This is a genomic window from Nocardioides sp. Root122, assembly GCF_001425025.1.
Classification (GTDB): Bacteria; Actinomycetota; Actinomycetes; order Propionibacteriales; family Nocardioidaceae; genus Nocardioides.
This window is the reverse complement of sequence record NZ_LMDE01000011.1, coordinates 439,277-462,756: the sequence shown is the minus strand read 5'-3', so window position 1 is coordinate 462,756 and position 23,480 is coordinate 439,277. Positions and strand designations below refer to the sequence as shown.

The 23,480-nt window shown below is 71.8% G+C and carries 20 protein-coding genes; 6 read left to right on the top strand and 14 right to left on the bottom strand.

The genetic code is table 11. The features are described from left to right. Positions 1-132: 132 nt before the first annotated feature. The 3 genes from ASC64_RS15055 to ASC64_RS15045 form a co-directional block, all read right to left on the bottom strand. Positions 133-1,218: an ABC transporter ATP-binding protein gene (locus ASC64_RS15055; RefSeq protein ID WP_056908324.1), complete on the bottom strand. Its 1,086-nt coding sequence runs from the start codon at positions 1,216-1,218 to the stop codon at positions 133-135. 137 nt (positions 1,219-1,355) lie between these two features. Further along, positions 1,356-2,000, bottom strand: coding sequence for a DUF1707 SHOCT-like domain-containing protein (locus ASC64_RS15050; RefSeq protein WP_056908323.1), 645 nt, complete (start codon positions 1,998-2,000; stop codon positions 1,356-1,358). Positions 2,001-2,130: 130 nt separating this feature from the next. Beyond that, positions 2,131-2,385 carry a hypothetical protein gene (locus ASC64_RS15045; RefSeq protein ID WP_056908322.1) on the bottom strand — a complete coding sequence of 85 codons (255 nt, stop codon included), beginning with the start codon at positions 2,383-2,385 and terminating at the stop codon, positions 2,131-2,133. A 173-nt stretch (positions 2,386-2,558) separates the two neighbouring features. On the opposite strand from ASC64_RS15045, the gene ASC64_RS15040 reads away from it, so the two are divergent. Continuing rightward, positions 2,559-5,453 (top strand): ATP-binding protein, encoded by a 2,895-nt coding sequence (locus tag ASC64_RS15040; protein ID WP_056908321.1) that lies wholly within the window; start codon positions 2,559-2,561, stop codon positions 5,451-5,453. 81 nt (positions 5,454-5,534) lie between these two features. On the opposite strand, the gene ASC64_RS15035 is transcribed toward ASC64_RS15040, so the two are convergent. Further along, positions 5,535-5,810, bottom strand: a complete 276-nt coding sequence (locus ASC64_RS15035) for a hypothetical protein (RefSeq protein WP_056908320.1) — start codon at positions 5,808-5,810, stop codon at positions 5,535-5,537. A gap of 103 nt (positions 5,811-5,913) precedes the next feature. Continuing rightward, complete coding sequence (locus ASC64_RS15030; protein WP_235563765.1) at positions 5,914-7,008, bottom strand: flavin-containing monooxygenase; 1,095 nt, start codon at positions 7,006-7,008, stop codon at positions 5,914-5,916. Between the two features lie 63 nt (positions 7,009-7,071). Here ASC64_RS15030 and ASC64_RS15025 point away from each other — a divergent pair, with 63 nt between their 5' ends. Then, positions 7,072-7,833, top strand: coding sequence for an isocitrate lyase/PEP mutase family protein (locus ASC64_RS15025; protein ID WP_056908319.1), 762 nt, complete (start codon positions 7,072-7,074; stop codon positions 7,831-7,833). Between the two features lie 7 nt (positions 7,834-7,840). Here ASC64_RS15025 and ASC64_RS15020 read toward each other — a convergent pair whose 3' ends face one another. The 6 genes from ASC64_RS15020 to ASC64_RS14995 all read right to left on the bottom strand — a co-directional run bounded on the left by ASC64_RS15020 (position 7,841) and on the right by ASC64_RS14995 (position 14,839). Next, complete coding sequence (locus ASC64_RS15020) at positions 7,841-10,147, bottom strand: MMPL family transporter (RefSeq protein WP_056908318.1); 2,307 nt, start codon at positions 10,145-10,147, stop codon at positions 7,841-7,843. Between the two features lie 49 nt (positions 10,148-10,196). Continuing rightward, on the bottom strand, positions 10,197-10,784 hold the full coding sequence (locus ASC64_RS15015) for a TetR/AcrR family transcriptional regulator (protein ID WP_056908317.1): 588 nt from the start codon (positions 10,782-10,784) through the stop codon (positions 10,197-10,199). 245 nt (positions 10,785-11,029) lie between these two features. Further along, on the bottom strand, positions 11,030-12,091 hold the full coding sequence (locus ASC64_RS15010; RefSeq protein ID WP_056908316.1) for an ABC transporter ATP-binding protein: 1,062 nt from the start codon (positions 12,089-12,091) through the stop codon (positions 11,030-11,032). After that, on the bottom strand, positions 12,088-12,876 hold the full coding sequence (locus tag ASC64_RS15005) for an ABC transporter permease (protein WP_056908315.1): 789 nt from the start codon (positions 12,874-12,876) through the stop codon (positions 12,088-12,090). The genes ASC64_RS15010 and ASC64_RS15005 overlap by 4 nt, the downstream gene beginning before the upstream one ends. Then, entirely contained in the window at positions 12,873-13,538 is a 666-nt protein-coding gene (locus tag ASC64_RS15000; RefSeq protein ID WP_235563764.1) for an ABC transporter permease, read from the bottom strand. The genes ASC64_RS15005 and ASC64_RS15000 overlap by 4 nt, the downstream gene beginning before the upstream one ends. A gap of 212 nt (positions 13,539-13,750) precedes the next feature. Further along, positions 13,751-14,839: an ABC transporter substrate-binding protein gene (locus tag ASC64_RS14995; protein WP_056908443.1), complete on the bottom strand. Its 1,089-nt coding sequence runs from the start codon at positions 14,837-14,839 to the stop codon at positions 13,751-13,753. Between the two features lie 255 nt (positions 14,840-15,094). Here ASC64_RS14995 and ASC64_RS14990 point away from each other — a divergent pair, with 255 nt between their 5' ends. Then, positions 15,095-16,804, top strand: coding sequence for a fumarate hydratase (locus ASC64_RS14990; RefSeq protein ID WP_056908314.1), 1,710 nt, complete (start codon positions 15,095-15,097; stop codon positions 16,802-16,804). A gap of 14 nt (positions 16,805-16,818) precedes the next feature. Here the strand turns inward: ASC64_RS14990 and ASC64_RS14985 are convergent, their stop codons facing one another. Both ASC64_RS14985 and ASC64_RS14980 read right to left on the bottom strand, forming a co-directional pair. Beyond that, positions 16,819-17,802, bottom strand: coding sequence for a hypothetical protein (locus tag ASC64_RS14985; protein WP_056908313.1), 984 nt, complete (start codon positions 17,800-17,802; stop codon positions 16,819-16,821). Between the two features lie 143 nt (positions 17,803-17,945). Then, entirely contained in the window at positions 17,946-18,767 is an 822-nt protein-coding gene (locus tag ASC64_RS14980; RefSeq protein ID WP_056908312.1) for an alpha/beta hydrolase, read from the bottom strand. 36 nt (positions 18,768-18,803) lie between these two features. On the opposite strand from ASC64_RS14980, the gene ASC64_RS14975 reads away from it, so the two are divergent. Continuing rightward, positions 18,804-19,481, top strand: a complete 678-nt coding sequence (locus tag ASC64_RS14975) for a spermidine synthase (protein ID WP_235563763.1) — start codon at positions 18,804-18,806, stop codon at positions 19,479-19,481. A 4-nt stretch (positions 19,482-19,485) separates the two neighbouring features. Here ASC64_RS14975 and ASC64_RS14970 read toward each other — a convergent pair whose 3' ends face one another. Further along, positions 19,486-21,378: a penicillin-binding transpeptidase domain-containing protein gene (locus tag ASC64_RS14970; protein WP_056908311.1), complete on the bottom strand. Its 1,893-nt coding sequence runs from the start codon at positions 21,376-21,378 to the stop codon at positions 19,486-19,488. Between the two features lie 31 nt (positions 21,379-21,409). Here ASC64_RS14970 and ASC64_RS14965 point away from each other — a divergent pair, with 31 nt between their 5' ends. Further along, the gene (locus ASC64_RS14965) at positions 21,410-22,801 is read left to right on the top strand and encodes a class II fumarate hydratase (protein WP_056908310.1); all 1,392 of its coding nucleotides are present in this window, start codon (positions 21,410-21,412) and stop codon (positions 22,799-22,801) included. Positions 22,802-22,838: 37 nt separating this feature from the next. Beyond that, the gene (locus ASC64_RS14960; RefSeq protein WP_235563762.1) at positions 22,839-23,474 is read left to right on the top strand and encodes a DUF4396 domain-containing protein; all 636 of its coding nucleotides are present in this window, start codon (positions 22,839-22,841) and stop codon (positions 23,472-23,474) included. Positions 23,475-23,480: the final 6 nt, after the last annotated feature.

Here is a 23,480-nt window from a genome sequence, read left to right as displayed (position 1 = left end):
TCTGGCCCGGGCACGGACCCAGTATGGGCGACCGCGACGCGTCCGCGGTGGGGCCGCTCCGAGACCGCGGTCCGGGAACGACGAGGCCCCGGGAGCCTGGCTCCCGGGGCCTCGTTCGGACTCGTGCCGACCTCAGTCCGAGAGCCGCTCCCCGGTCTCGGTGTTGAACACGTGGACGTGCTCCGGGTCGGTCGTGACGTAGAGCGTCTCGCCCTTCTGCGGGTGCTGGCGCCCGGCGATGCGCACGATGACGTTGGCGGGCGTGCCCTCCACGTCGCACGTGCCGTAGACGAAGCTGTCGGCGCCGAGCTCCTCGACCACGGTGACGGTGACCGGGAGGCCGCCGTCGCTGTCGCCGACCATGCGCCAGTTCTCCGGACGCACGCCGACGGTCACGCGACCGTTCATCTTCTTCTCGGCACCCGGGTCGACGGGCACGTTGTAGCCACCGACCCGGACGGTGCCGTCGCCGGCCGCGACGCCCTCCAGGAGATTCATCTGCGGCGAACCGATGAAGCCGGCCACGAACAGGTTGGCGGGCTTGTCGTAGAGCTTCAGCGGGGTGTCCACCTGCTGGAGGACACCGAGCTTCATCACCGCGACCCGGTCGCCCATCGTCATCGCCTCGACCTGGTCGTGGGTGACGTAGACCGTGGTGACACCGAGGTCCTGCTGGAGCCGGGCGATGTCGGTGCGGGTGTGGACGCGCATCTTCGCGTCGAGGTTGGACAGCGGCTCGTCCATGCAGAACACCTGTGGCGCGCGCACGATCGCGCGCCCCATGGCCACGCGCTGGCGCTGACCACCGGACAGGGCCTTGGGCTTGCGCTGGAGGTACTCGGTCAGGCCGAGGATCTCCGCCGCCTTCGCCACCCGCTTCTTCCGCTCGTCGGCCGGGACCTTCGCCATCTTGAGCGAGAACGCCATGTTCTCCTCGACGGTCATGTGCGGGTAGAGCGCGTAGTTCTGGAACACCATCGCGATGTCCCGGTCCTTCGGCGGCACGTTGGTCACGTCGCGGTCGCCGATGTAGACCTTGCCGGAGTTGATCTCCTCCAGCCCCGCCAGCATGCGCAGGGTGGTGGACTTGCCGCAGCCCGACGGGCCGACGAGCACCATGAACTCGCCGTCCCTGATCTCCAGGTCGATCCCCGGGACTGCAGCCTCATCGGCCCCCGGATACCACCGCTGGGCCTTCTCGAACGTCACTGTTGCCATTGTCTGCTCCTTCACCGGCAGGTACGTGCCGGACGATCCGTAGTGAAGTGACGCGGGTCACAGTAGCGGGTGGGCGGAGCGACAGGACCGCCGGACGGTCTGATGTGAGACGGCGGCGCCCCGGGCAGGCGGGAGGCTCAGTAGGTGCCGAGGATCTTCTTCGGCGTGCCGGGCGGCGGCTGGCGCTGCACGGTGACCGAGCCCATCAGCGCCATGCCGCGGATCCGGACCGTCGGCGAGTCCGGGCGCAGCTCGGCCGGGACCTTGTCCTTGGCCTGGTTGTACTCGCCCATGATGGGCGTCCCGTCGATCAGCACGTGCATGTCGGCCGGGACGATCACCTTCACCTCGCCCATGATCGCGCTGGCGTTGATCTGGGTCTCGTGACCGGACAGCTGGGCCTGGCGCAGGTCGATGAGGACGCTGCCCATGAGGGCGAAGGCGCTGTGGTGCTCCGGCACGGCCCAGACGCCCTGGCGCTTGCACTCGCTCATGATCGCGGTGGAGGAGGCGTGCCCGACGGCCGGCAGGTGGGACGTACGCCGCACGGGCGCGGCCGCCGGCGGGGTGATCGGGCCGGTCGCCTGCAGGTCGAGCGTGATCGGCACCAGCTCGCCGTAGGTCTTGGCCGCGAAGGTGAGCTCGAGGCGCTCCTCGAGCTCGTCGAGGTCGAGACGTCCGTCCCCGGCCGCGTCACGCAGCACGTCGGCCACGCGCTGGCGGTCGGCGTCGGAGATGCGCATCTGCGACGGGTCGTGCGGGCGGTTCTCGATCTCCCCCATGGGCTCAGCGTAGCGATTGCGGGGCCACCTGGCCCGTGACGGGCGTCAGGCCCGGCGGGCGCGGCGACCCCATGCCGCCGTACCTGCCCCCGATGAAGGCTCAGCGGGACCGGACGCCGTGCTCGTCGTCTCACCTGAGGCGGTCGAGGGTTGCGGCGACGTCGTCCCCGGACTTCACCGGATAGGGGCAGCTGGTGACGGGAGGCTGCTTCGACGTGTCGAGGCAGTCCTCCAGGGTGGCGGTGACGGGCGGCTCCTGCGGGCCGGCTCCGCCGATGTCGTTCTTCGGTGGCGCGACGTCGGCGCCGCAGGCGGCGAGGGTCACGAGTGCACAGGTGGCAGCGACGGTGCGCCGCAAGCCGGCGGTGGACGGTGTGGTGGACATGGCGGTGCTCCTTCGGGTGGGGCCGGTGGTGGTTCGGTGGTGGTCCCACCCTCGGTCGTCCCGACAGGGGGTTGACGTCTTCTGACGATCCTTGACAGCCGTCCGGAACCGGGTTGCCGGACCACGCCGGCCGGAGGATCCTCGACACGAGAAGTGGGTGGTTGGAGGGCCCCATGAGCGCACTTCCCCGACCCGACGTCTCGGGTCCCTCTCGGAGGCTCAACGACGCCCTCCACGACCTCCACCACCGTGCCGGCTGGCCCTCCTTGCGCACCCTGGCCAAGGAGGCCGGGGTCTCCCACACCACCGTGTCCAAGGTGTTCTCGACAGCGGCGCTGCCCGCGTGGGGCACCCTCGAGCTCCTCGTCGAGGCGATGCACGGCGACACCGAGCAGTTCCACGACCTCTGGATCGCCGCCTCGACCCCCACCAACGGCACCCAGCCCTCGACGCCGCAGATCGCCGGCCGCAGGGCCGAGCTCGACGCCGTACGCCGCCATCTGGAAACCGGCACCGGCCTCCTGCTCGTCACGGGAGAGGCCGGCATCGGGAAGACGACGCTGGCCGGTGCGGCGGCCCGCTCGTCCGCGGTCGTCGTCGCCTCCGCACGCTGCCGCCCCCTCTCCACCCCGGTTCCACTGATGCCGGTGGCCGACCTGCTCCGGGACGTGGGGATCGTCGAGGAGGCGTCCTGGTCCGCGGCGGTGCTGAGGTCGTGCCCACCGTGGGTCCGATCAGCCATCGCTCCGCTGCTGCCCGAGCTCGAGGTCGAGTCCTCGCCGGTGGGACCGGACGACTTCGCGCGCCAGCGCCTGATGACTGCCCTGGTGGTGCTGCTCGACGCCCTCGGCGCCGACAGGCCCGTCGGTCTCTGGGTCGATGACCTGCCCTGGGCCGACCCGGGCACCCTCGACCTGCTGGACCTCCTAGCAAGCCGTCCAGCCGTCGTACCGACGGTGGGCACCTGGCGCACGGACGACCCGGACACGAGCCGAGACCACCTCGAGTGGTGGGACCGGGTCGGCACGCGGTCGGCCCGGATCCACCTGGACCCTCTGTCCCGGGACGAGACCGCGGAGCAGCTGGCCCTCATGGACGGAACAACGCCGTCACCGACCCGGGTCGCGGAGATCTACCGCCGCAGCCTCGGTCAGCCGCTGTTCACCGAGCACCTCGCTCAGACCAGCCAGTCCGGCGACACCGTCCCGGGCGCTCTCGCCGCCGTGCTGTCGAAGCGACTCCGGGACCTCGGACCGGCGGGCTGGCTGCTGACCCGGACCCTCGGTGTCGCGGAACGCCCGCTCACCGTCGACCAGCTCGCCCGGGCGACGGACGGCGACGTCGACCTCACGCCTGTCCTCCGCGCCCTGGTCGGGCAACGGATCGTGAGTGGCTCGGACGACGAGGTGCAGCTGAGGCATCCGTTGCTCGCGGAGGCGGTCCGCGAGATGCTCGTCCCCGGCGAGGCAGCTGGTGTGCACGTCCGTGTCGCCGAGGTGCTGTCCGAGCTCCCCGACCCGCCCGCGGCCGAGATCGCAGCGCACTGGCAGGCGGCGCACCGACCGGCCGAGGAGCTGGTCTGGCGGATCAGGGCCGCGCGGTCCGCCGAGGCACGGTTCGCCGCTCGTGAGTCCTTTCCCGAGTGGGCACGCGCGCGGGAGCTCTGGCGTGCGACACCGCCCCCAGAAGGCACTGTCGACGCCCCCCTTGCGGAGGTCCTGGTCCGCACCATCGAGTCCGCGATCGGTGCGGGCCAAGGAGTGGATGCGGTTCGACTCATCATCGACGACGCCATGGCCGCGGAGCTGCCGGAGCTGGGGCGCGCGGAGGTGCTGTTACGGTCCGGAGACCTCCAGGCAGGTTTCGGCGACCTCGAGCTCGGCCTCAGGCAGCTCGACGAGTCGATCAGGATCCACCTCCGGCATCCGCCCTCCAGGGAGGCGGCTCATGCCTTGGAGACGCGGTTCAACATCATGTCCGCACTCGGTCGCGAGGACCAGGTGCGCGGGGACGTTGACCGGGGACGCGCGATCGCACGCGCCATTGGTGCGTCGGACGTCGAGGCGGTGTTTCAGGCGCAGTCCGCGTGGCTGCGCCTCCTGAACGGTGACGCCGAGGAGGCTCTTCGACTGGCGCAGCGTGCCGTCCGGAAGTCCGACCCGGAGTGGGATCCGAGCGGGACCATCCGAGTGGCCGCTCATGCATCAGAGGTGCTCCTGGCAGGGGGTGCCCGAGCCGCCGTGATCGCCGCCGCGATGGCCCCGGCCCTCGAGCAGGCCGAGCGCTGGCACATCCGCAGGTTCTTCATCGACGTCGTGGTGTCCGTCGTGTCCGAGGCGTTCTTGCGCGAGGGCGACGTCAGAGCGGCGGCCAGCGTCGTGGAGCCGTACCTGCGAAACGTCCAGGGAGCGGAGCTGCGCCGGTGCCAGCGTGCCCAGAGCGCGGTGGACCTCCGACGCGACGACCCGGCGTCGGCGCAGGCTCGACTCGAGCGGATCCGCGAGATCGACAACTACGGCATCGGGGCAGCCGATTGCGACTACGCCTACACCGACGTGCTTCTGTGGTCCGGCCAGGCGCGCGATTCTGCGGCCGTGCTCGACCGCGCGATCGGCTTCCTGCGCCATGGCACCCTCGCGCTGCAGACTGCTGCCTTCTTCGTCATGCGCGCCCGCGCTGCAGCCGACGTGGCGGACGCCGCCCACGTCGGCGGAACGGGAAGGATCCAGTTGCGCCACGAGGTCGAGGCACTGCGCCGGGCCAGCGCCGCAGACCCGTTCGGACCACAGGCATTCGGTGCGGACCTCGCGGCGAACACCGCGACGTGGCACTGCGAGCTCGCTCGCATCACCGCGCAGGACTCGGTGGAGTCCTGGGCTCGCGCTGCCGGCGAGTGGGACGGCCTCCACCGCCCCCACGACGCGGCGTACTGCCGGTGGCGGGCCGCGCAGAGTGCCCTGCGCAGGGGTCAGGGCACGGTTGCGGCGAAGCTGCTGAAGCGGGCAACGACCGATGCCCGCGAGCACGTGCCGCTGTCCCGGGCGATCGCCGGGACAGCGGCGAGGTGAGGAGTCGGGGCGACGGCCGGTGGGCCGCCCGGCAGGGACGGGACCGGGCGGCGTACCCCGTCCGCCGCCCGGCCACCCCCGTCAGGCCCCGAAGTCCATCCCGGGGCGGTAGGCCGTCCAGGCGTCGCTCGCCGGCTTCGGCTGGCTGGTCGGCGTGCCGTACTCGTCGCCGAAGTCACCCCGCGGGGTCGTCGTGTTCGCGGGCTGCTCCGGAGCCTTGGTGACCTTCTGCTGCGTGCCGCCGATGTCCTGCGTCGGCGGGGCGACCTCGGCACCGCATGCGGTGACCGCGAAGAAGACGGTGGCGGCGACGGCGGCGGTGAAGCCCTTGCGGATGGTGGTTCCGTTGGTGTTCATGGTGGTGTCCCTTCGTGGTGACCGACCCTCGGTGGGTGCGGCGTCAGGACAACCGTGTGGCCGCCGGAGGGGCGGTTGACGCGCGTTGACGAAGGTTGACGCCTCAGCCGGCGACGGCGGGCTCGGCGGCGAGCCGACGCGCGACCGCCAGGGCGGCCTGCCGCCCGGCGCGCGAGGCGCCGATCGTGCTCGCGGAGGGGCCGTAGCCGACGAGCTGGACGCGCGGGTCACGCTCGGCGGTGGTCGCTCCCTGCACGTTGCCGGGCACCGGCACGAGCGCGATCCCGCCCTCGGGGCTGCGCAGGCCGAGCGGGGCGAGGTGGTCGACCGCCGGCCGGAAGCCGGTCGCCCACAGGATCGCGTCGACGTGCTCGAAACGTCCGTCGGCCCAGCGCACGCCGTCGGGCTCCATGCGCGCGAACATCGGGAGCCGCTCGTACGCCCCCAGCCGCGCCGCCTCCTGCTCCTGGGGCCGCAGCTTGAGCCCGGTGACGCTCACGACGCTGGAGGGCGGGAGGCCGCGGCGTACGCGCTCCTCGACGGCCGCGACGGCGGCCAGACCCGCGGTGGCGTCGAACTCCTCGCGCCAGACCGGAGGGCGGCGGGTCACCCAGAGGGTGTCGGTGACCGGCGCGAGCTCACCGAGGAACTGCACCGCGGACGCTCCGCCGCCGACCACGAGGACGCGCCTGCCCCGGAAGTGCTCGGCGCCCGGGTAGCCCGAGGTGTGCACCTGCTCGCCCCTGAACGTCTCGATGCCGGGGTAGTACGGCACGAACGGCCGGGTCCAGGTGCCGGTGGCGTTGACCAGCGTGCGTGTGCGCCACGCGTGCTCGCCCGCGTGCACCACCAGCAGGTCGCCCTCGCTGACGACGCGGTCCACCCGCACCGGGCGCACCACGGGCAGGCCCTGGCCGCGCTCGTAGTCGCCGAAGTAGTCGGGCACGACGCGGTTGGCCGCGCGCCGTGACCCTGCGGGGGCCGCGGACCCGGGCAGGTCGGCGACGCCGTGCACGTCCTCCATCGTGAGCGAGGACCAGCGGTGCTGCCAGGCACCGCCCGGCTCGGGGTTCGCGTCGAGCACGACGTGGTCGATGCCGCGCTGACGCAGGAAGTACGACGCCGCGAGGCCCGCCTGACCGGCTCCGATGACGACCGAGCCGAGGATCGGTTCACCGGAGGGGTCGAGGACGTCCACGCCGGGTCAACGCTCGTCCTGATGGCTCTATGCCCGCACGCGCTCGCGTGGCAGCCTCGGGGCATGGACATCGCCGCGCGCGCACGTACCCTCCTCGACCTCCACCACACCGGCACCACGCTGGTCCTCCCCAACGTCTGGGACGCCTGGTCGGCCCGCACGGTCGCCGAGGCCGGCTTCCCTGCCCTGAGCATCGGCAGCCACCCGCTGGCCGACTCGCGTGGTCAGGGCGACAACGAGGACATGACGCTCGACGACGCCCTCGACGGAGTACGCCGCATCTGCGGGGCGGTGCCCGACATCCCGGTCACCGCCGACCTCGAGTCGGGCTATGCCACCACCGCCACCGAGCTCGTCGAGCGGATGCTCGAGGCCGGCGCGGTCGGCCTCAACATCGAGGACACCGTCCACTCGGAGGGCGGACGGATGCGGTCGGCGGCCGAGCACGCCGACTACATCGGCGCGATCCGCCAGGCCGCCGACGCAGCGGGGGTCGACGTGGTCGTCAACGCCCGCACCGACGTCTTCCTCAAGAAGGGGCAGTTCGACGACCCGGTCGGCGAGGCCGTCGCCCGCCTGCGGGCCTGCGAGGAGGCGGGCGCACGCTGCGTCTACCCCGTCGGCGTACCCGATGCGCCGTCGCTCGAGCAGCTGCTCGGGGCGCTGTCGGGGCCGGTCAACATCATCGCGAACCCGCGCCAGGGCTCGGCAGCCGGGTCGCTGGAGGACCTGCAGACGATGGGCGTGCACCGGGTGACCTTCGGACCGCTCCTGCAGAAGGAGCTGGCCCCCGACCTCGCGGCCCTGGTGACTCCCTGGAAGTGAGGGGACCTCAGCCGACCAGCTCGCGCTCCCGCTCGTCGCGCCACTGCTCGGTGACGTGGCTCCGCTCCAGCGACTCGCCCTCCACGTCGATGACGGGGAGCAGCCGGTCGAGCCAGCCCGGCAGCCACCAGGCCTTCTCGCCGAGCAGGTAGAGCAGCGCCGGGACGAGCACCATCCGGACGACGAAGGCGTCGAACAGGACGGCGGCGGCGAGCGCGAAGCCCATCGACTTGATGATCGGCTCGTCGGTGAGCATGAAGGCGGCGAACACCGAGGTCATGATCACTGCGGCGGCCGACACGACGCGCGCCGAGTTGCGGAAGCCGTCGACGACGGCCTCCCGCATCGAGGCACCGTGGACGTGGGCCTCGCGGATCCGGGTCACGAGGAAGACCTGGTAGTCCATGGCCAGGCCGAAGACGACCCCGATGAGGAAGATCGGCATGAAGGACACCAGCGGTGCGCCCTCGACGATGCCGAACATGCCCTCCTGGAAGACCAGGACGGTGGCGCCGAGGGTGGCGAGCACCGACAGCAGGAAGCCGAGGGTGGCGGTGAGCGGCACCAGGATCGAGCGGAACACCAGCATCAGCAGGAGGAACGCCAGGCCGATGACCACGGCGAGGTAGATCGGCAGGGCACCGGCGAGCTTCTCGGAGACGTCGGCCTGGATCGCGGTGATGCCGGTGACGCCGGTGCTCGTGCCGGTCTCGGCCTCGATGCCGGCCTGCCCGTCGCGCAGCTCGTGGAGCAGGTCCTCGGTCGCGACCTCGTCGGCCCCGGTGCTCGGGGTGACGAGCACCTGGGCGCCGGTGCCGTCCTCGTTGGTCATCACGACCTGCGCGTTGACCACGCCGTCGAAGCCGGCGGCCCAGTCGACGACCTCGCCGAAGGCGGGTCCACGGTCGTCCTCGGCGACCTCGCGGGCGTCGACGACGACCACGAGGGGGCCCTGCCGACCGGGGCCGAACCCGTCGGCGACCAGGTCCGCCGCCCGGCGCTGGGTCGTCTCGGGGGACGCGGTCGAGTCGGTCGGGAACGCCAGGTGCAGGTCCTTGACCGGCACGGCGAGCGCGCCGAGGCCGACGACCACGAGCAGGATCGCGACCACCGGCGCGCGGCCGACCAGGCGGGCCCAGCGAACGCCGTTGTTGAGCACCCGGCCACGCTCGTCACGCGCGGGGCGGTAGCGGCGGATCCGGCCACCGAACGCCTTCGACTTCAGCATGCCGAGCACGGCGGGCAGTAGGGTCAGGGCGACGAGCACCGCGACGAAGACGGTGCCGGCGGCTGCGAGGCCCATCGTGGTGAGGAACGGGATGCCGACCACCGAGAGCGCGGCGAGCGCGATGAGGACGGTCAGGCCGGCGAACACCACGGCGGAGCCGGCGGTGCCGGTTGCGACACCCATCGCCTCGGCGCGGTCGTCGGTGTGGTCGAGCTCGCTGCGGTAGCGGGCCAGGATGAAGAGCGCGTAGTCGATGCCGACGGCGAGGCCGATCATGCTGGCGAGCATCGGCGTGCTCGACCCGATGTCGAAGAACGCGGTGGCGCCGACGACGCCGAGCAGGCCGGTGCCGAGGCCGATGAGCGCGGTGACGATGGGGATGCCTGCCGCGACGACCGAGCCGAAGACGATGAGGAGGACGACGACGGCGACGGCGATGCCGATGAGCTCCGACGACCCACCCTCCGGCATGGAGACCAGGCCGGAGCCGTTGACCTCGGCGGTCAGCCCGCCGGCGTCGGCCCCGGCGACGGCGCCCTTGATCGCGTCGACCGTCGCGGGCTCCACGTCGGTGACCTTGTCGACGTCGAGGGTGTAGGTGATGGTGCCGATGCGCTCGTCGTCCGACAGCGGGGACAGCGCCGCGAAGTCCTTCCGCGCCTGCGCCTCGTCACCGCCGGCGTCGACGACGGCGTCGACCATCTGCTGCTCCTGGCCCTTCGCGGCGTCCACCGGGTCGAGGATCGTCTCGGCGGCGGGGGCCTGGGGCAGGGCGGCGAGGTCGGCGACGAGCGCGTCGACCCGGTCGGCGTACGCCTTCTCCTTCAGCGTGTGACCCTCGGGCGCGGCGACCACGACGGTGACGCTCGCCTGGTCGAAGGCGTCGACGGCGTCGGGGAAGAGCTCGCCCTGGAGGTCGGCGGCCTTCTCGGACGGGATGCCCGGGATGGAGAAGGCGTCGGTCATGGGCTTGCTGATCGCGGTTGCGGTGAAGCCGACCGCGACGAGCGCGATCAGCCAGGCGGCGATGAAGGCGTACCAGCGCCGGTACGCCGTGCGGCCGAGGCGGTGCAGGAGTCGAGCCATGGGTGGTGTGTCCCCTCAGGGGTGGGTGGTCGTGGTGACGGTCTGCGGGTCAGCCGAAGAGGCGGCGGACCGTGGTGATGCCGGAGACGATGAGCTCGGCGAAGTCCTGCTCGGGGTCGTCGATGAACGTGGTGACGGCGACCTCGACGACGCCGCCGAGCACCGCGATGGCGACCTGGACGTCGCGCGGCGGGAGGTCGCCGCCGGGGCGCTGGACGGCGGCCTCGACGAGGCGCTCGACCATGTGGCGCATCCGCTCCTTGAGCGTGATGAGCAGGACGGGGTTGGCGTGCACGATCCGGTCGAAGCGCTGGATCGTGGGCTGGTCGACGTCCTCGTTCTCCAGGATCGCGAGCACGAGCGCCTGCAGGTCGTCGATCAGGTCGCCGGACGGGCCGCCCGTGCGGAAGGTGTCCATCGCCTCAGAGGGCAGCACGACGTCGGGCCCGAGCACCGCGTCGACCTTGCTCGGGAAGTAGTTGAAGAGGGTGCGGCGCGAGACGTCGCAGGCCTCGGCCAGCTCGTCCATGGTGAAGCCGTCGATGCTGCCGCGCTCGTCCGCGAGCCGCTGGGCGGCATCGACGATGCGCAGCTCGGTGCCACGGCGACCCCGTCGCTGGATTGCACTATCTGTCACAGAGTGCAGTTTTGCACTCTGGCGACGATGGTGCAAATCGGGATAGGCTACCTCTTCCCGGCCCAGGGGTGGCGGCACATTGCAGGCTCAGGCGACGACGGAGTGCAATCTGCCGCCACCCACCGTGGGCGCCGCGCCAAGGTGGCGGCACATCGCAGGCTCAGGCACTCGCAAGCTGCAATCTGCCGCCACCCACGATGCCCACGCCGCGGCAAGGAGCACCGGGGCGGCGTACGCCGAGCCGCTCAGGCCACCACCAGCACCGGGGAGGGCTCGACCTCGAGGCGCACGGAGGCGCCGGGCACCAGCCGCAGGGCGTCGGTGCTGGCCAGCTGGGCGACGACGTCCGTGCCGTCGTCGAGCCGGCAGGTCACCCGGGACAGCGGGCCGAGGAACATCACCGCCGTGACCGTGGCCCGGCCGTCCGGGTCGGCGACGACCGACACCGCCTCGGGACGGACGAGCGCGAACCCGGGACCGGTCGTCGAGCCGTCGAGGGCGGGCACGTCGCGCCCGAGGACGGAGGCGACACCGTCGTGGACGGTCGCCGGCAGCCGGTTGCTGAGCCCGACGAACTCCCCCACGAACTTCGTCGCTGGCGCCGAGTAGAGCTCCGCCGGCGGGGCGAGCTGCTCGAGCCGGCCGGCGTTCATCACGCCCACCCGGTCGGCGACGGCCAGCGCCTCCTCCTGGTCGTGCGTGACGAACAGCGTGGTGGTGCCGACCTCGAGCTGCACGCGCCGGATCTCGTCACGCAGCTGCACGCGCACCTTGGCGTCGAGGGCCGAGAGCGGCTCGTCGAGCAGCAGCACCGACGGCTCGACCGCCAGGGCGCGGGCGAGCGCGACACGCTGCTGCTGGCCCCCGGAGAGCTGGTGGGCGTAGCGGTCGGCGTGCTCGGTGAGCCCGACGAGGTCCAGCATGTCGCCGGCGCGCTTGCGACGCGCCGCACTGTCACTGCCGCGCATCTTGAGCCCGAAGCCGACGTTGTCGATGACCGTCATGTGCGGGAACAGGCTGTAGGCCTGGAAGACCATCCCCATGTCGCGCTTGCTCGCCGGCACCCGGGTCAGGTCGCGGCCACCCACCGACACGGTGCCGGCCGTGGCCTGGTCGAGCCCGGCCAGGATGCGCAGCGCGGTCGTCTTGCCGCACCCGGACGGGCCGAGCAGGGCGACGAGCTCACCGGGCTCGATGTGGAGGGTCAGGCCGTCCAACGCCCGGACCTGGCCGTAGACGCGGGTGAGGTCGGCGAGGTCGACGGCGAGACCGCCCTCGGCCCTGCGGTCGATCGGGCGGTCGGTCATGAGGAGGCTCCTTGCTTGTGCCGGTCGCGGCCGAGGAAGGTGAGGCCGACGAGCAGCAGCGCCACGAGGCCCATCGAGGCCAGCGCCGCCGCCATCGCGGCAGGTCCGTTGTTCTTGTAGAGCGAGGCCATCGCCACGGGGAGCGTGTCGAAGTGCAGCAGCGAGGCGAAGACGTACTCGCCGAGCACGAGGGCGACGGCGATGAACGCGGCTCCGAGGATGCCGCCGGTGATGTTGGGCATGATGATCCGCAGGATCACCGTGGACCACCCGGCGCCGAGGGACCGCGCCGCCTCCGAGAGCGTGACGGCGTCGATCGCCGAGAGCGAGGCATCGATCGCGCGGTAGGAGTACGGCAGCACGAGGACGACGTAGGCGAACGTGAGGACCAAGGCGCTGTCGCCGAGCAGGTAGGTCACCCACGAGTAGACGTTGCTGATCCCCACGACGATCACGAGCGCGGGGATCGTCAGCGGCAGCAGGCACAGGAACTCGATCAGCCGCGTGGCGCGCGGCACCCGCAGGCGAACCCACACCATGGTCGGCACCAGCAGCGCGACCATCAGCACGACGGTGAACAGCGCCAGGAGGAGCGAGGCGATGATCGACGAGCGCAGGTCCTCGTCCTCGACCATGAACGTCCAATTGGCCCAGGTGCGGCCGGGCGCGCTGCCACGGACCTGGGTGGAGAAGTCGAACATGGCGAGCAGGGGCACGAAGAAGTACGCAGCGAAGGCCAGCAGCAGGATCGCGCGGACGACGCGGAACGACGTCGACTGCTTCATCGCATCCACCTCGACGTGCGCCGCAGCAGGACGTTGTAGGCCACCATCACCAGCGTCACCACCACGATCATCTCGAGCGCGAGCGCGAAGCCGACGTTGGCCTGGCCGAGCAGCACCTCGCTGGTGATGGCCTGGCGGATCATCAGCGGGACGATCGGCTGGCCCTGGCTGACCAGCACGGCTGCCGTGGCGTAGGCCGCGAACGCGTTGGCGAAGAGCAGGAGCAGCGCGCCGAGGAACGCCGGCGTGAGCAGCGGGATGGCGACGTGGCGCCAGTAGTCCCAGGTGCTCGCGCCCAGGTTGACGGCAGCCTCGCGCCACTGCGGGCGCAGGCCCTCGAAGGCTGGTGCGAAGACGATGACCATCAGCGGGATCTGGAAGTAGCAGTAGACGACGACGAGACCGGGCAGGCCGAAGAGCCAGCCACTGCCGTAGATGTCGGCGCCGGCCAGGTCCGACATCGCCTTGGTCAGCACGCCCACAGGGCCGATCGTGGCGATCCAGGCGAAGGCGAGCACGACACCACCGAACTGCGCGAGCACGCCGCTCACCGCGAGCGCGCTGCGACGCAGCAGGTTCTGGGGCGGCAGCGAGACGATGAGGTAGGCGAGGAGGGCCCCCAGCAGGGCGCCGATCACGGCCGTCGAAGCCGACAGGATCAACGAGCCCCGCAACGCCGTGAGCGCCGCCTCGCTGGTCAGTGCGTCCAGGTTGCCCAGGGTCGGGCGGCCGTCCCCGTCCCGGAAGGCGCCGATGACGACCGTCAGGGTCGGGACGACCAGGAAGACCAGGACGAAGAGGAGGAACGGGAGGAGCGGGAGGGTCGGGCCGACGGCGAACCGCCGGCCCGTTCCCCCACTCGTGGTCGTCGCGCTCAGCGGATGGCCTTCGACCAGTTCTTCGCGAGGTACTCCCCGGCGGTGGTGGTCTGCTCGTCGGTCAGGATGACCGGGTCGCCGGTCACCTCGGGCAGGGCGCCCCACAGCTCCTCGTCGATCGTGCCGGCCTCGGCCATCGCGTCACCGCGGACCGGTCGGGCACCGCCCTTGAGCCAGAGGTTCTGGCCCTCGTCGCTGTAGAGGAACTCCTGCCACAGGCGGGCGGCCGCCGGGTGCGGCGCGTCGGCGTTGATGGCCTGGAAGTAGTAGCCGGCCACCACGGCCTCCTCGGGCACGACCGTCTTCCAGGTGTCGACGTTGGCCGCGGCAGCAGCGCCGAGGTAGTCCCAGTCGATGACGACAGGAGTGGTGCCCTGCTCGATGGTGGTCGAGTCGGGGTCGACGGTGAGGAAGTTGCCGGCCTTCTTGAGGTCGGCGAAGAAGTCCACGCCCGGCGCGATGTCGTCGGCGGAGCCGCCGTTGGCGATCGCCGCCATCATCACGCCGCTGAACGCCGCACCGGCCTGGGTCGGGTCGCCGTTGAGCGCGACCTTGCCCTTGAACTCCGGCTTCATCAGGTCGGCCACCGACGTGACGTCCGGGACGACGGAGGAGTCGTAGCCGATCGACATGTAGCCGCCGTAGTCGTTGACCCACGCACCGTCGGAGGCCTTGAACTCGTCGGGGATGTCGTCCCAGGTCTCGACCTGGTAGGGCGCGAACATGTCGGTGTTGGCCAGGGCCACGGACTGGCCGAGGTCGAAGACGTCCGGGGCGCGGTCGGTGCCCTTGAGGTCGTTGGCCGCGTTGATCTCGTCCTGGGACGCACCGTCGGGCTGGTCGGAGTTGACCTTGATGTCGTACTTGTCCTCGAAGGTGGAGATCATCTCGCCGTAGTTGGCCCAGTCGGGCGGCAGGGCGATGACGTTGAGCTCGCCCTCGTCCTGGGCAGCCTTGACCAGGTCCTCCATGCTGCCGAAGTCCTCGGCGGACGTGGCGGTGGCGGCGTCCACACCGCTCTCGGTGGTCGTGTCGGCCTCCTTCTCGGGGGCCGCGCAGCCTGCCGCGGCTGCGAGCGTCGCCATGGCGGCGAGTGAGACGAGTGACTTGCGGACGTTCAACGTGTCCTCCCAGGTTCGGTCCCCGGCCGACGGCCGGGTGGTGTGCCGCGCGGAGCCTCACGGGCGCCGTCGTCTCGGAGGCTACTCGCGAGTGGCGGTTCGCGATACGGCCGGTGAACGGTGTGTCCCACAAGGTCCCGGCAAGTCCTGCACGCCCCCGCACCGACCGGCACGGACCGGCTCCGTCGGCGCGGCCGGTCCGGCGTACGATCGGCAGCCGTGACCGCTGCTGAGTTCCGCTACTCCGACCTGCTCCCCACCGCCGGATCCAACGGTGCCGAGGAGACCCCCTACCGGCTGATCACCACGGAGGGCGTGTCCACCGTCGAGGTCGGGGGGCGAACGTTCCTCACCGTGGAGCCGGAGGCGATCCGGCGGCTCACCGAGGAGGCGATGCACGACATCAGCCACTACCTCCGCCCCGGCCACCTCGCCCAGCTGCGCCGCATCATCGACGACCCGGAGGCGTCGGGCAACGACCGCTTCGTCGCCCTCGACCTGCTCAAGAACGTCAACATCTCCGCCGGCGGCGTGCTGCCGATGTGCCAGGACACCGGCACCGCCATCGTGATGGGCAAGAAGTCCGAGGGGGTGCTCACCGGCGCGGACGACGGCGAGGCGATCAGTCGCGGCGTGTACGACGCCTACACCCGGCTCAACCTGCGCTACTCCCAGCTCGCGCCGCTGACGACGTTCGAGGAGAAGAACACCGGCACCAACCTGCCCGCGCAGATCGAGCTCTACTCGACGCCCGCGCAGGACAAGCCGGAGTACAAGTTCCTCTTCATGGCCAAGGGCGGCGGCTCGGCCAACAAGTCGTTCCTCTTCCAGGAGACCAAGGCGGTCCTCAACCCGACGCGGCTGATGGAGTTCCTCGACGAGAAGATCCGCTCGCTCGGCACCGCCGCCTGTCCGCCGTACCACCTCGCGGTGGTGATCGGCGGCACGAGCGCGGAGTTCGCGCTCAAGACCGCGAAGTACGCCTCCGCCCACTACCTCGACGACCTGCCGACCGAGGGCTCGATGAGCGCCCACGGGATCCGCGACGTCGAGCTGGAGGAGAAGGTCTTCGAGCTGACGCAGTCCTTCGGCATCGGCGCGCAGTTCGGCGGCAAGTACTTCTGCCACGACGTCCGCGTCGTCCGGCTCCCCCGCCACGGCGCCTCGTGCCCGGTCGCGATCGCGGTCTCCTGCTCCGCCGACCGCCAGGCGCTCGGCAAGATCACCCCCGACGGCGTCTTCCTCGAGCAGCTCGAGACCGACCCGGCCCACTACATGCCCGAGGCCGGACTGGCGCACGACATCGAGGGCGGTGCGGTCGTCCCGATCGACCTCAACCAGCCGATGGCCGACATCCTCGCCGAGCTCTCGAAGCACCCGGTCAAGACCCGGCTCTCGCTCACCGGCCCGCTGGTCGTGGCCCGCGACATCGCGCACGCCAAGATCAAGGAGCGCCTCGACGCCGGCGAGGAGATGCCCGACTACCTCCGCAACCACCCGGTCTACTACGCCGGACCCGCCAAGACCCCCGAGGGCATGCCGTCCGGGTCGTTCGGACCGACGACGGCGGGACGCATGGACTCCTACGTGGAGCAGTTCCAGGCCGCGGGCGGCTCGATGGTGATGCTCGCCAAGGGCAACCGCTCCAAGCAGGTCACCGAGGCGTGCCACACCCACGGCGGCTTCTACCTCGGCTCCATCGGCGGCCCGGCCGCCCGCCTCGCGCAGGACTGCATCAGGTCCGTCGAGGTCGTCGAGTACGAGGAGCTCGGCATGGAGGCGGTCTGGAAGATCGAGGTCGAGGACTTCCCCGCCTTCATCGTCGTCGACGACAAGGGCAACGACTTCTTCACCGATCCCTCGGGCGCGGTCACCGTCCCGCTGAGCTCGCTGACCGGGGCGGGCATCCGGGTGCGCTCGGCCGAGTAGCGCTTCAGGACGTGCTACGACGCGGTCGTCCCGGCGACCGGATCGTCACACGTCCCGGTCAGGGGGCAGCCGCGCTCGCGGAGTGCGCGGGCGATCTGGGCGAAGAACTCGTCAGCCGCGACCCGAAGACCGAGGAGCGGCGCGTGCAGCACGACATCGGAGTCCAGGGTGATGTCGTTGTGGCGCAGCGCATCGCCGACGACGTTCGTGGCCCACGAGTGCTGGATGCCGTCTATCTCCACGACGACGCCCCACTCGTCCCAGTACACGTCGAGGTAGTAGCGGCCGTCCCTGCGCCTGCGGACGACCTGCCGCGTCGGCTTCGGCAGGCCACGCCGACGGCACTCGGTGGCGAACTCGGCCTCGCTGACCGACCGGACACCGTCGAGCAGGTCGAGGACCGCGGCGTGCAGCAACGTACGGCGACGGTGCCGGCGCACACGCAGCAGCGACTTCCCGGTCCGCTCTGCGGTGGTGAGTCCTTGTTGGACCGGCATCGTCAGCAGCAGGACCGCCTGCTTGTCCGAGACCGCCCACAGGGCCGCGTGCACCGCGGCGACGTCGGGCCGGGCCCGCGGCACGCCCGACCTGATGACGACACCCGGGGCGTACCGCCGCGTGCGGACCACCCGCAGTCCCGGCCCCGACCGCGCCCGCGCTGCCATCGGCACGCTCACCCTGATGACGTCCCAGGTGAACCCGTTCAGTCCCTCGGCGATGAGCGCTGAAACGCCGTCGAGGTATGCCTGGGGCCCGCCCTCGAGGACGGCTGCCCACAGGCACCCGTGCCCGGACAACGGCCCGGTGTGCACTGCCACGACCTGCGAGTGCACGCGCTGCCAACGGCTGGCGGCCACCTGTGCGCGTACCTGCGAACGAGTGACCCCGAGTGCACGCAGCTGCGCCAGGCTGACGACCCCTCCCTGCCCGGTGGCGGTCGCGACGGCACGCGCGATCCGTTGGGCACGAAGTCTCCGGAGCTCGGCGGGCTCATCCATCCTCCGAGCGTCGGCCCGAGAACCGCTCGCCCGCCAGAGAGCTGGTGGATCTGTGGACGACATGCTCACCGGACGTGTTGCGAAGCGGTCGTCCCGGCGTACGGATCGCAACACGTCCGCGGCGGCCGCAGGTCGGCGGACCGTCAGGCCGAGAGCTCACGCAGGGTGGTCAGCACCTCCGGCCAGTGCGCGACCAGCGTCGCGAGGTGGGTCGTCCCCGGCCGGACGGTGACGTCGAGGTCGGCGAAGCCGGCGAGGAGATCCGACGCCCCGGCTGCCGTGGACCGGTCGTCGAGCTCGCCGAACCATGCCCGCACCGGGCACCGCACGAGCTCGGGCCCGTGGTCCCACGGGCGCGCCATGGTGGCCGCGTCGCGAAGGTAGCCGTCAGGGTGGCGGAGCGACTCGCGCACCGCTGCGGCGATCTCACCCGACGTCCGCGCGGCCACGAGCGCGGCGTCGGTGGCCGGCAGCAGGGTGAGCCACCGGGCTGCCAGCGCGTCGTCGTCCGGGTCGCCGGGGTCGACCTGCGCGCGCCACCGGAGGAACTCCGGCGCCATCTCGGCCTCGAGCTCGTGGACCGGCTCGTGCCGGGTGCCGGGCGGCTGCGTCGCCACCAGGCCGACGGCGGTGACCCGGTCCGGGTGCCGTGCGGCACAGGCGACGGCGTAGCCGCCCCCGACCGACATGCCGAGCACGGCGAAGTGCTCCCTCCCGAGCTCGGCCGCCACCCCGGCGAGGTCGTCCGCGACGCTCGCGTGCGTCGATGCGTGCAGCGTCGAGTCGCCGTAGCCGGGACGGTTGACGCACAGGAGGCGTACGCCGGCCGCGCGGGCCGCCGCGTCGCCGGTCATCGCCACGTGGCGGGTGTCCGGGCAGCCGTGGAGCACCGCGACCAGCTCGCCGTCGGGGTCGCCGCCGAGCCAGGCGTGCAGCACCCTGCCGTCCGCCGCGTGGAACCGCATGCGAGCAACCTAGTCGGACGTGTGCAGGATGGGGGCGTGACGAACGTGGACGTTGTGGAGATCGCGCGCGCCGAGACCGAGCGCGGGGACGTCGTGCTGCGCCGACGCCCGTCCGCGGCGGGAGCCGACGTCCTCGAGCTGCGGGTCAACGGCGTCTTCGTGATGGACACCCTCGAGACCACCAGCGAGATCGAGCTCGCCGCGCAGGCGCTCGCACTGGTCGACGAGCCGCGTTCCGTGCTCATCGGCGGTCTCGGCCTCGGCTTCACGTTGCAGCGGGTCCTCGCCGACCCGCGCGTGGAGCGGGCCGTGGTGGTCGAGATCGAGGAGTCGCTCGTCCGGTGGATGCGCGAGGGCACCGTGCCGCACGGGCCCGGCATCCTCGCCGACCAGCGCGCGACGGTCGTCAACGCCGACATCGCGATGGCCATCGACGAGGCGCGCTCGACGTACGACCTGGTGCTCCTCGACGTCGACAACGGTCCGGGCTACCTGGTCCACCAGGCCAACGAGGCGGTCTACGAGCGGCAGTTCCTGCAGCAGTGCCGCGACCTGCTCTCCCCCGGCGGGGTGCTGGTGATCTGGTCCGGCAACGCCGCCCCCGACCTGCTCGCCGAGATGCGCGGGGTGTTCGGCGGCGCGGAGGAGCAGGCCCACCACGTGCTGCTCCAGGACCGGCCCGAGGAGTACTTCCTCTACCTCGCGCGCCGCTGACCCGTCAGCGCAGGAACGCCTCCAGCACCGGTCCCGCCGTCTGCGAGCCCGAGACGCCGGTCCCGACGAACACCGCGACCGCGAGGTCGCCGCGGGTGGCGATCATCCACGCGTGCGTCGGCAGCTCACCTGCCGCGTCGGGCTCGCCGTACTCGGCGGTGCCGGTCTTCGCGCCGACCTCACCCGGCAGGTCGGCGAGAAAGCGTCCCGACCCGGTCGTGACGACGGCCCGCATGAACCCCCGCAGGGTGCCGGCCTCGGTCGGAGTCAGTGGCCGGTCGGGAGGTGTCTGCTGCACCTCGTGCGCGGGCAGCAGGACCGGCAGCACCGCGCGGCCGGCCGCCACCGACGCCGCGACGGTCGCCATCGCGAACGGGCTGGCGAGCACGGTGCCCTGGCCGATCAGGTCGGCCGCGGCGCCGGTCTCGGTCTCCGGCGGCGGGACCTGGCCGAAGTAGACGGGGAACCCGAGGTCGTGGTCGGTGCCGAGGCCCAGCGCCTGCGCCGCAGCGGTGAGGTCACCCGGCTCCAGCCGTCCGGCGTTGCCGATGAAGGCGGTGTTGCACGACTGGGCCACCGCCTGCGCGAGGGTGATGTCGCCGAGGGAGGACGACGGGTAGTCGTCGTAGTTCTTGAAGGACCGGCCGTCCACGACGGTGGTCGGCGGGCAGGACACCCCGGCGTCGGGTGCCAACCCGCTGCGCAGCAGCGCCAGCGCGCTGACCACCTTGAAGGTCGAGCCGGGAGCGTACTGGCCCGTGGACGCGAGGTCGGCCCCCGCGGCCCCGACGCCGTTGGCGTTCGCCAGGATCGCGCCGTCGGAGGGCCGGATCGCGACCAGTGCGGCAGCCGGGGCGTCGCCACCCAGGGTGGCGAGGGCGTTCTCGGCCTTCGACTGGAGGTCGGGGTCGAGCGTCGTCACCAGGTCGGTGCCGTCGGTCGCCGGTACCTCGAAGAGCGTGCGCAGCCGGTCCTCGGCGTCGCGGGCGACCACGGCGGTGCCCCGCGTGCCGGTCAGCTGCTCGTCGTAGCGGGCCTGCAGCCCGGACAGGCCCACCTCGTCGCCGGCAGCGATCCGGCCCTCGGACTCCTCGACCAGCTCGGCGGTGGCAGGGCCCACCCGCCCCAGGAGGGCAGCAGCGAACTCGCGTGTCGGCGCGAGCGGCACGGAGTCGCGCACGGCCAGCGCGCCGCGGACCTCGCTGAAGGCCGGCAGCACCTCGAGGGCGTCGTCCTCGCGCAGCACGACCGCCTCGACGAAGGCATCGGGGCCCATCGCCTCAACCCGCTCGACGTACGACGCCGCGTCGACGTCGAGGATGCGCGCGATCCGTCGCGCGCTCCGGGCCACCTGAGGCCCCTCGACCTTGGTCTTGTCGAGGCCGTAGCGCAGGACGGGCCGGTCGGTCACCAGCACCTGGCCGTCGGCGCCGGTGATGTCGCCCCGCTGGGGGTTGAGGGTGCGCAGGCCGAGCGTCTCGCCGTCGGTGAGGTCGGGCGCCAGTGACTCCGGGGACCAGTCCACCTGCCACCCGGCCTCCGCGCGGACCAGCGCAACCGTGGTGTCGTACTCCCACGGCGTCGTCTCCGTGACGTCCCAGCGCCAGGCCAGCGTGGCGCTGGCCGCGGCGTCGGCGGCGTCCGGGTCCTGCGGCTCCTCGACGGCGGCCACCTCGACCGCGACGGGGACCTCGTCCAGCGGCTCGACGAGGTCAGCGAAGGCCTGTCGGTCGGCCTCGTCGGTGAGCGGCACCTCCCCCAGCGACAGGTCCGACAACGCAGCGGCGAGGTCGTCGACGGTGTCGGAGGCGGGGTCGGCTTCGTCGCCACCGAGCACGGAGCAGGCGGACCCGACCCCCACGAGCACGACGGCGATCCCGAGACGGAGTGATCGCATGGCCCCATCCTGCCGGGGGTACGGTCGCACGATGACGGAGACACGCACCGAGCACGACTCGATGGGCGAGGTCGCCGTGCCTCGCGACGCCCTCTGGCGGGCCCAGACGCAGCGGGCGGTCGAGAACTTCCCGATCAGCGGGCTGACCCTGCAGCCGCGGCACATCCAGGCACTGGCGCACGTCAAGGCCGCAGCCGCGACGGCCAACGCCGGCCTCGGGGTCCTCGGCCACGAGCAGGCCCAGGCCATCGTGGCCGCCGCGGACGCCATCGTCGCCGGGGAGCACGACAGCGAGTTCCCCCTGGACGTCTTCCAGACCGGCTCCGGCACCAGCTCCAACATGAACGCCAACGAGGTGATCGCGACGCTGGCCGCGCAGGCGGGCGTCGAGGTCCACCCCAACGACCAGGTCAACGCCTCGCAGAGCAGCAACGACACCTTCCCGACGAGCATCCACGTCGCCGCCACCCTCGCCGTCGTCGACGACCTGGTGCCGGCCCTCGACCGCCTCGCCACATCGTTCGAGGGCAAGGCCGAGGAGTTCGCCGACACCGTGAAGTCCGGGCGCACCCACCTCATGGACGCCACCCCGGTGACGCTCGGCCAGGAGATGGGCGCGTACGCCGCCACGCTGCGGCTCGGGATCGAGCGGCTCGAGTCGGTGCTCCCCCGCGTCCGCGAGCTGCCGCTCGGCGGCACCGCCGTCGGCACCGGGATCAACACCCCAGCGGCCTTCGCCGAGCGCGCGATCGCCGCGCTGGCGGAGCGGACCGGCCAGCCCTTCACCGAGGCCCGCGACCACTTCGAGGCACAGGGCACGCGCGACTCGCTCGTCGAGCTGTCCGGGGTGCTGCGCACGATCGCTGTCGGGCTCACCAAGATCTGCAACGACCTGCGCTGGATGTCGTCGGGCCCCACGACGGGCCTCGCCGAGATCCACCTCCCCGACCTCCAGCCGGGATCGAGCATCATGCCCGGCAAGGTGAACCCGGTGCTGCCCGAGGCGACGCTGATGGTGTGCGCGCGCGTCGTCGGCAACGACGCCACGATCGCCTGGGCAGGCGCGTCCGGTTCCTTCGAGCTCAACGTGATGATGCCGGTGATGGCGCACGCCCTGCTCGAGTCGGTCCACGTGCTGTCGACCTCGACCGTCCTGCTCGCGGAGCGGTGCGTCGACGGCATCACCGGCGACGCGGCGCGGATGCGCCGCTACGCCGAGTCCTCCCCGTCCGTGGTCACCCCGCTCAACGCGCACATCGGCTACGAGCAGGCCGCCAAGGTCGCCAAGAAGGCCCTCGCCGACGGCGCCACGATCCGCGAGACCGTGATCGCGATGGGCTACGTCGAGCGCGGAGACCTGACCGAGGAGCAGCTCGACGCCGCCCTCGACGTCACCTCGATGACGCGACCCTCCTCGACCTGACCTCGACATACATACCCCCTGGGGGTATGTTGTCCCGATGGACCACACCATGCACGACGACCACGAGCAGCACCACGGGATGGGCAGCACCAACGCGATGGCGGTGTCGGCGACCCTGCACTGCCTCACCGGCTGTGCGATCGGCGAGATCCTCGGCCTCGTCGTCGGGACTTCGCTGGGGCTCGGCAACCTCGCGACCGTGGCGATCGCGATCGCGCTGGCGTTCGTCTTCGGCTACACGCTCTCGACGCTGCCGCTGCTGCGCGCGGGGCTGGGTGTGGGCGCGGCGCTCACGGTCGTCCTCGCCGCCGACACCCTGTCGATCGCGACCATGGAGGTGGTCGACAACCTGGTGGTCCTGGTGGTCCCCGGGGCGATGGACGCCGGGCTGGTCAACCCCACGTTCTGGCTCTCGATGATGCTCGCGCTGACCGTCGCCTTCTTCGCGGCCTGGCCGGTCAACCGCTACCTGCTCACCCGCGGCAAGGGCCACGCGCTGACGCACGAGTACCACGGCGCCACCCCGGTGGGTGCACGCCGTTTCATCCCCGACCTCGCCACGCCCACGCTGGTGGCCGCGATCACGGCGTTCATGCTCGGCGGACTACTGGTCTCGACGGCCGACGACCTCGGCGCCGAGCCGACCACCGCTCACGCCGAGCAGGTGCGCTGAGGCGCG

Excerpts from the sequence above, each read along its gene's own strand:
- ASC64_RS14965 (WP_056908310.1), top strand. The coding sequence starts at position 21,410 with ATGACGGAGACACGCACCGAGCACGACTCGATGGGCGAGGTCGCCGTG.
- ASC64_RS15025 (WP_056908319.1), top strand. The coding sequence starts at position 7,072 with ATGGACATCGCCGCGCGCGCACGTACCCTCCTCGACCTCCACCACACC.
- ASC64_RS14980 (WP_056908312.1), bottom strand. The coding sequence starts at position 18,767 with ATGCGGTTCCACGCGGCGGACGGCAGGGTGCTGCACGCCTGGCTCGGC.
- ASC64_RS15045 (WP_056908322.1), bottom strand. The coding sequence starts at position 2,385 with ATGTCCACCACACCGTCCACCGCCGGCTTGCGGCGCACCGTCGCTGCC.
- ASC64_RS14970 (WP_056908311.1), bottom strand. The coding sequence starts at position 21,378 with ATGCGATCACTCCGTCTCGGGATCGCCGTCGTGCTCGTGGGGGTCGGG.
- ASC64_RS15005 (WP_056908315.1), bottom strand. The coding sequence starts at position 12,876 with ATGAAGCAGTCGACGTCGTTCCGCGTCGTCCGCGCGATCCTGCTGCTG.
- ASC64_RS15035 (WP_056908320.1), bottom strand. The coding sequence starts at position 5,810 with ATGAACACCAACGGAACCACCATCCGCAAGGGCTTCACCGCCGCCGTC.
- ASC64_RS15040 (WP_056908321.1), top strand. The coding sequence starts at position 2,559 with ATGAGCGCACTTCCCCGACCCGACGTCTCGGGTCCCTCTCGGAGGCTC.
- ASC64_RS15010 (WP_056908316.1), bottom strand. The coding sequence starts at position 12,091 with ATGACCGACCGCCCGATCGACCGCAGGGCCGAGGGCGGTCTCGCCGTC.
- ASC64_RS15020 (WP_056908318.1), bottom strand. The coding sequence starts at position 10,147 with ATGGCTCGACTCCTGCACCGCCTCGGCCGCACGGCGTACCGGCGCTGG.
- ASC64_RS14960 (WP_235563762.1), top strand. The coding sequence starts at position 22,839 with ATGGACCACACCATGCACGACGACCACGAGCAGCACCACGGGATGGGC.
- ASC64_RS15050 (WP_056908323.1), bottom strand. The coding sequence starts at position 2,000 with ATGGGGGAGATCGAGAACCGCCCGCACGACCCGTCGCAGATGCGCATC.
- ASC64_RS14985 (WP_056908313.1), bottom strand. The coding sequence starts at position 17,802 with ATGGATGAGCCCGCCGAGCTCCGGAGACTTCGTGCCCAACGGATCGCG.
- ASC64_RS14995 (WP_056908443.1), bottom strand. The coding sequence starts at position 14,839 with ATGGCGACGCTCGCAGCCGCGGCAGGCTGCGCGGCCCCCGAGAAGGAG.
- ASC64_RS15055 (WP_056908324.1), bottom strand. The coding sequence starts at position 1,218 with ATGGCAACAGTGACGTTCGAGAAGGCCCAGCGGTGGTATCCGGGGGCC.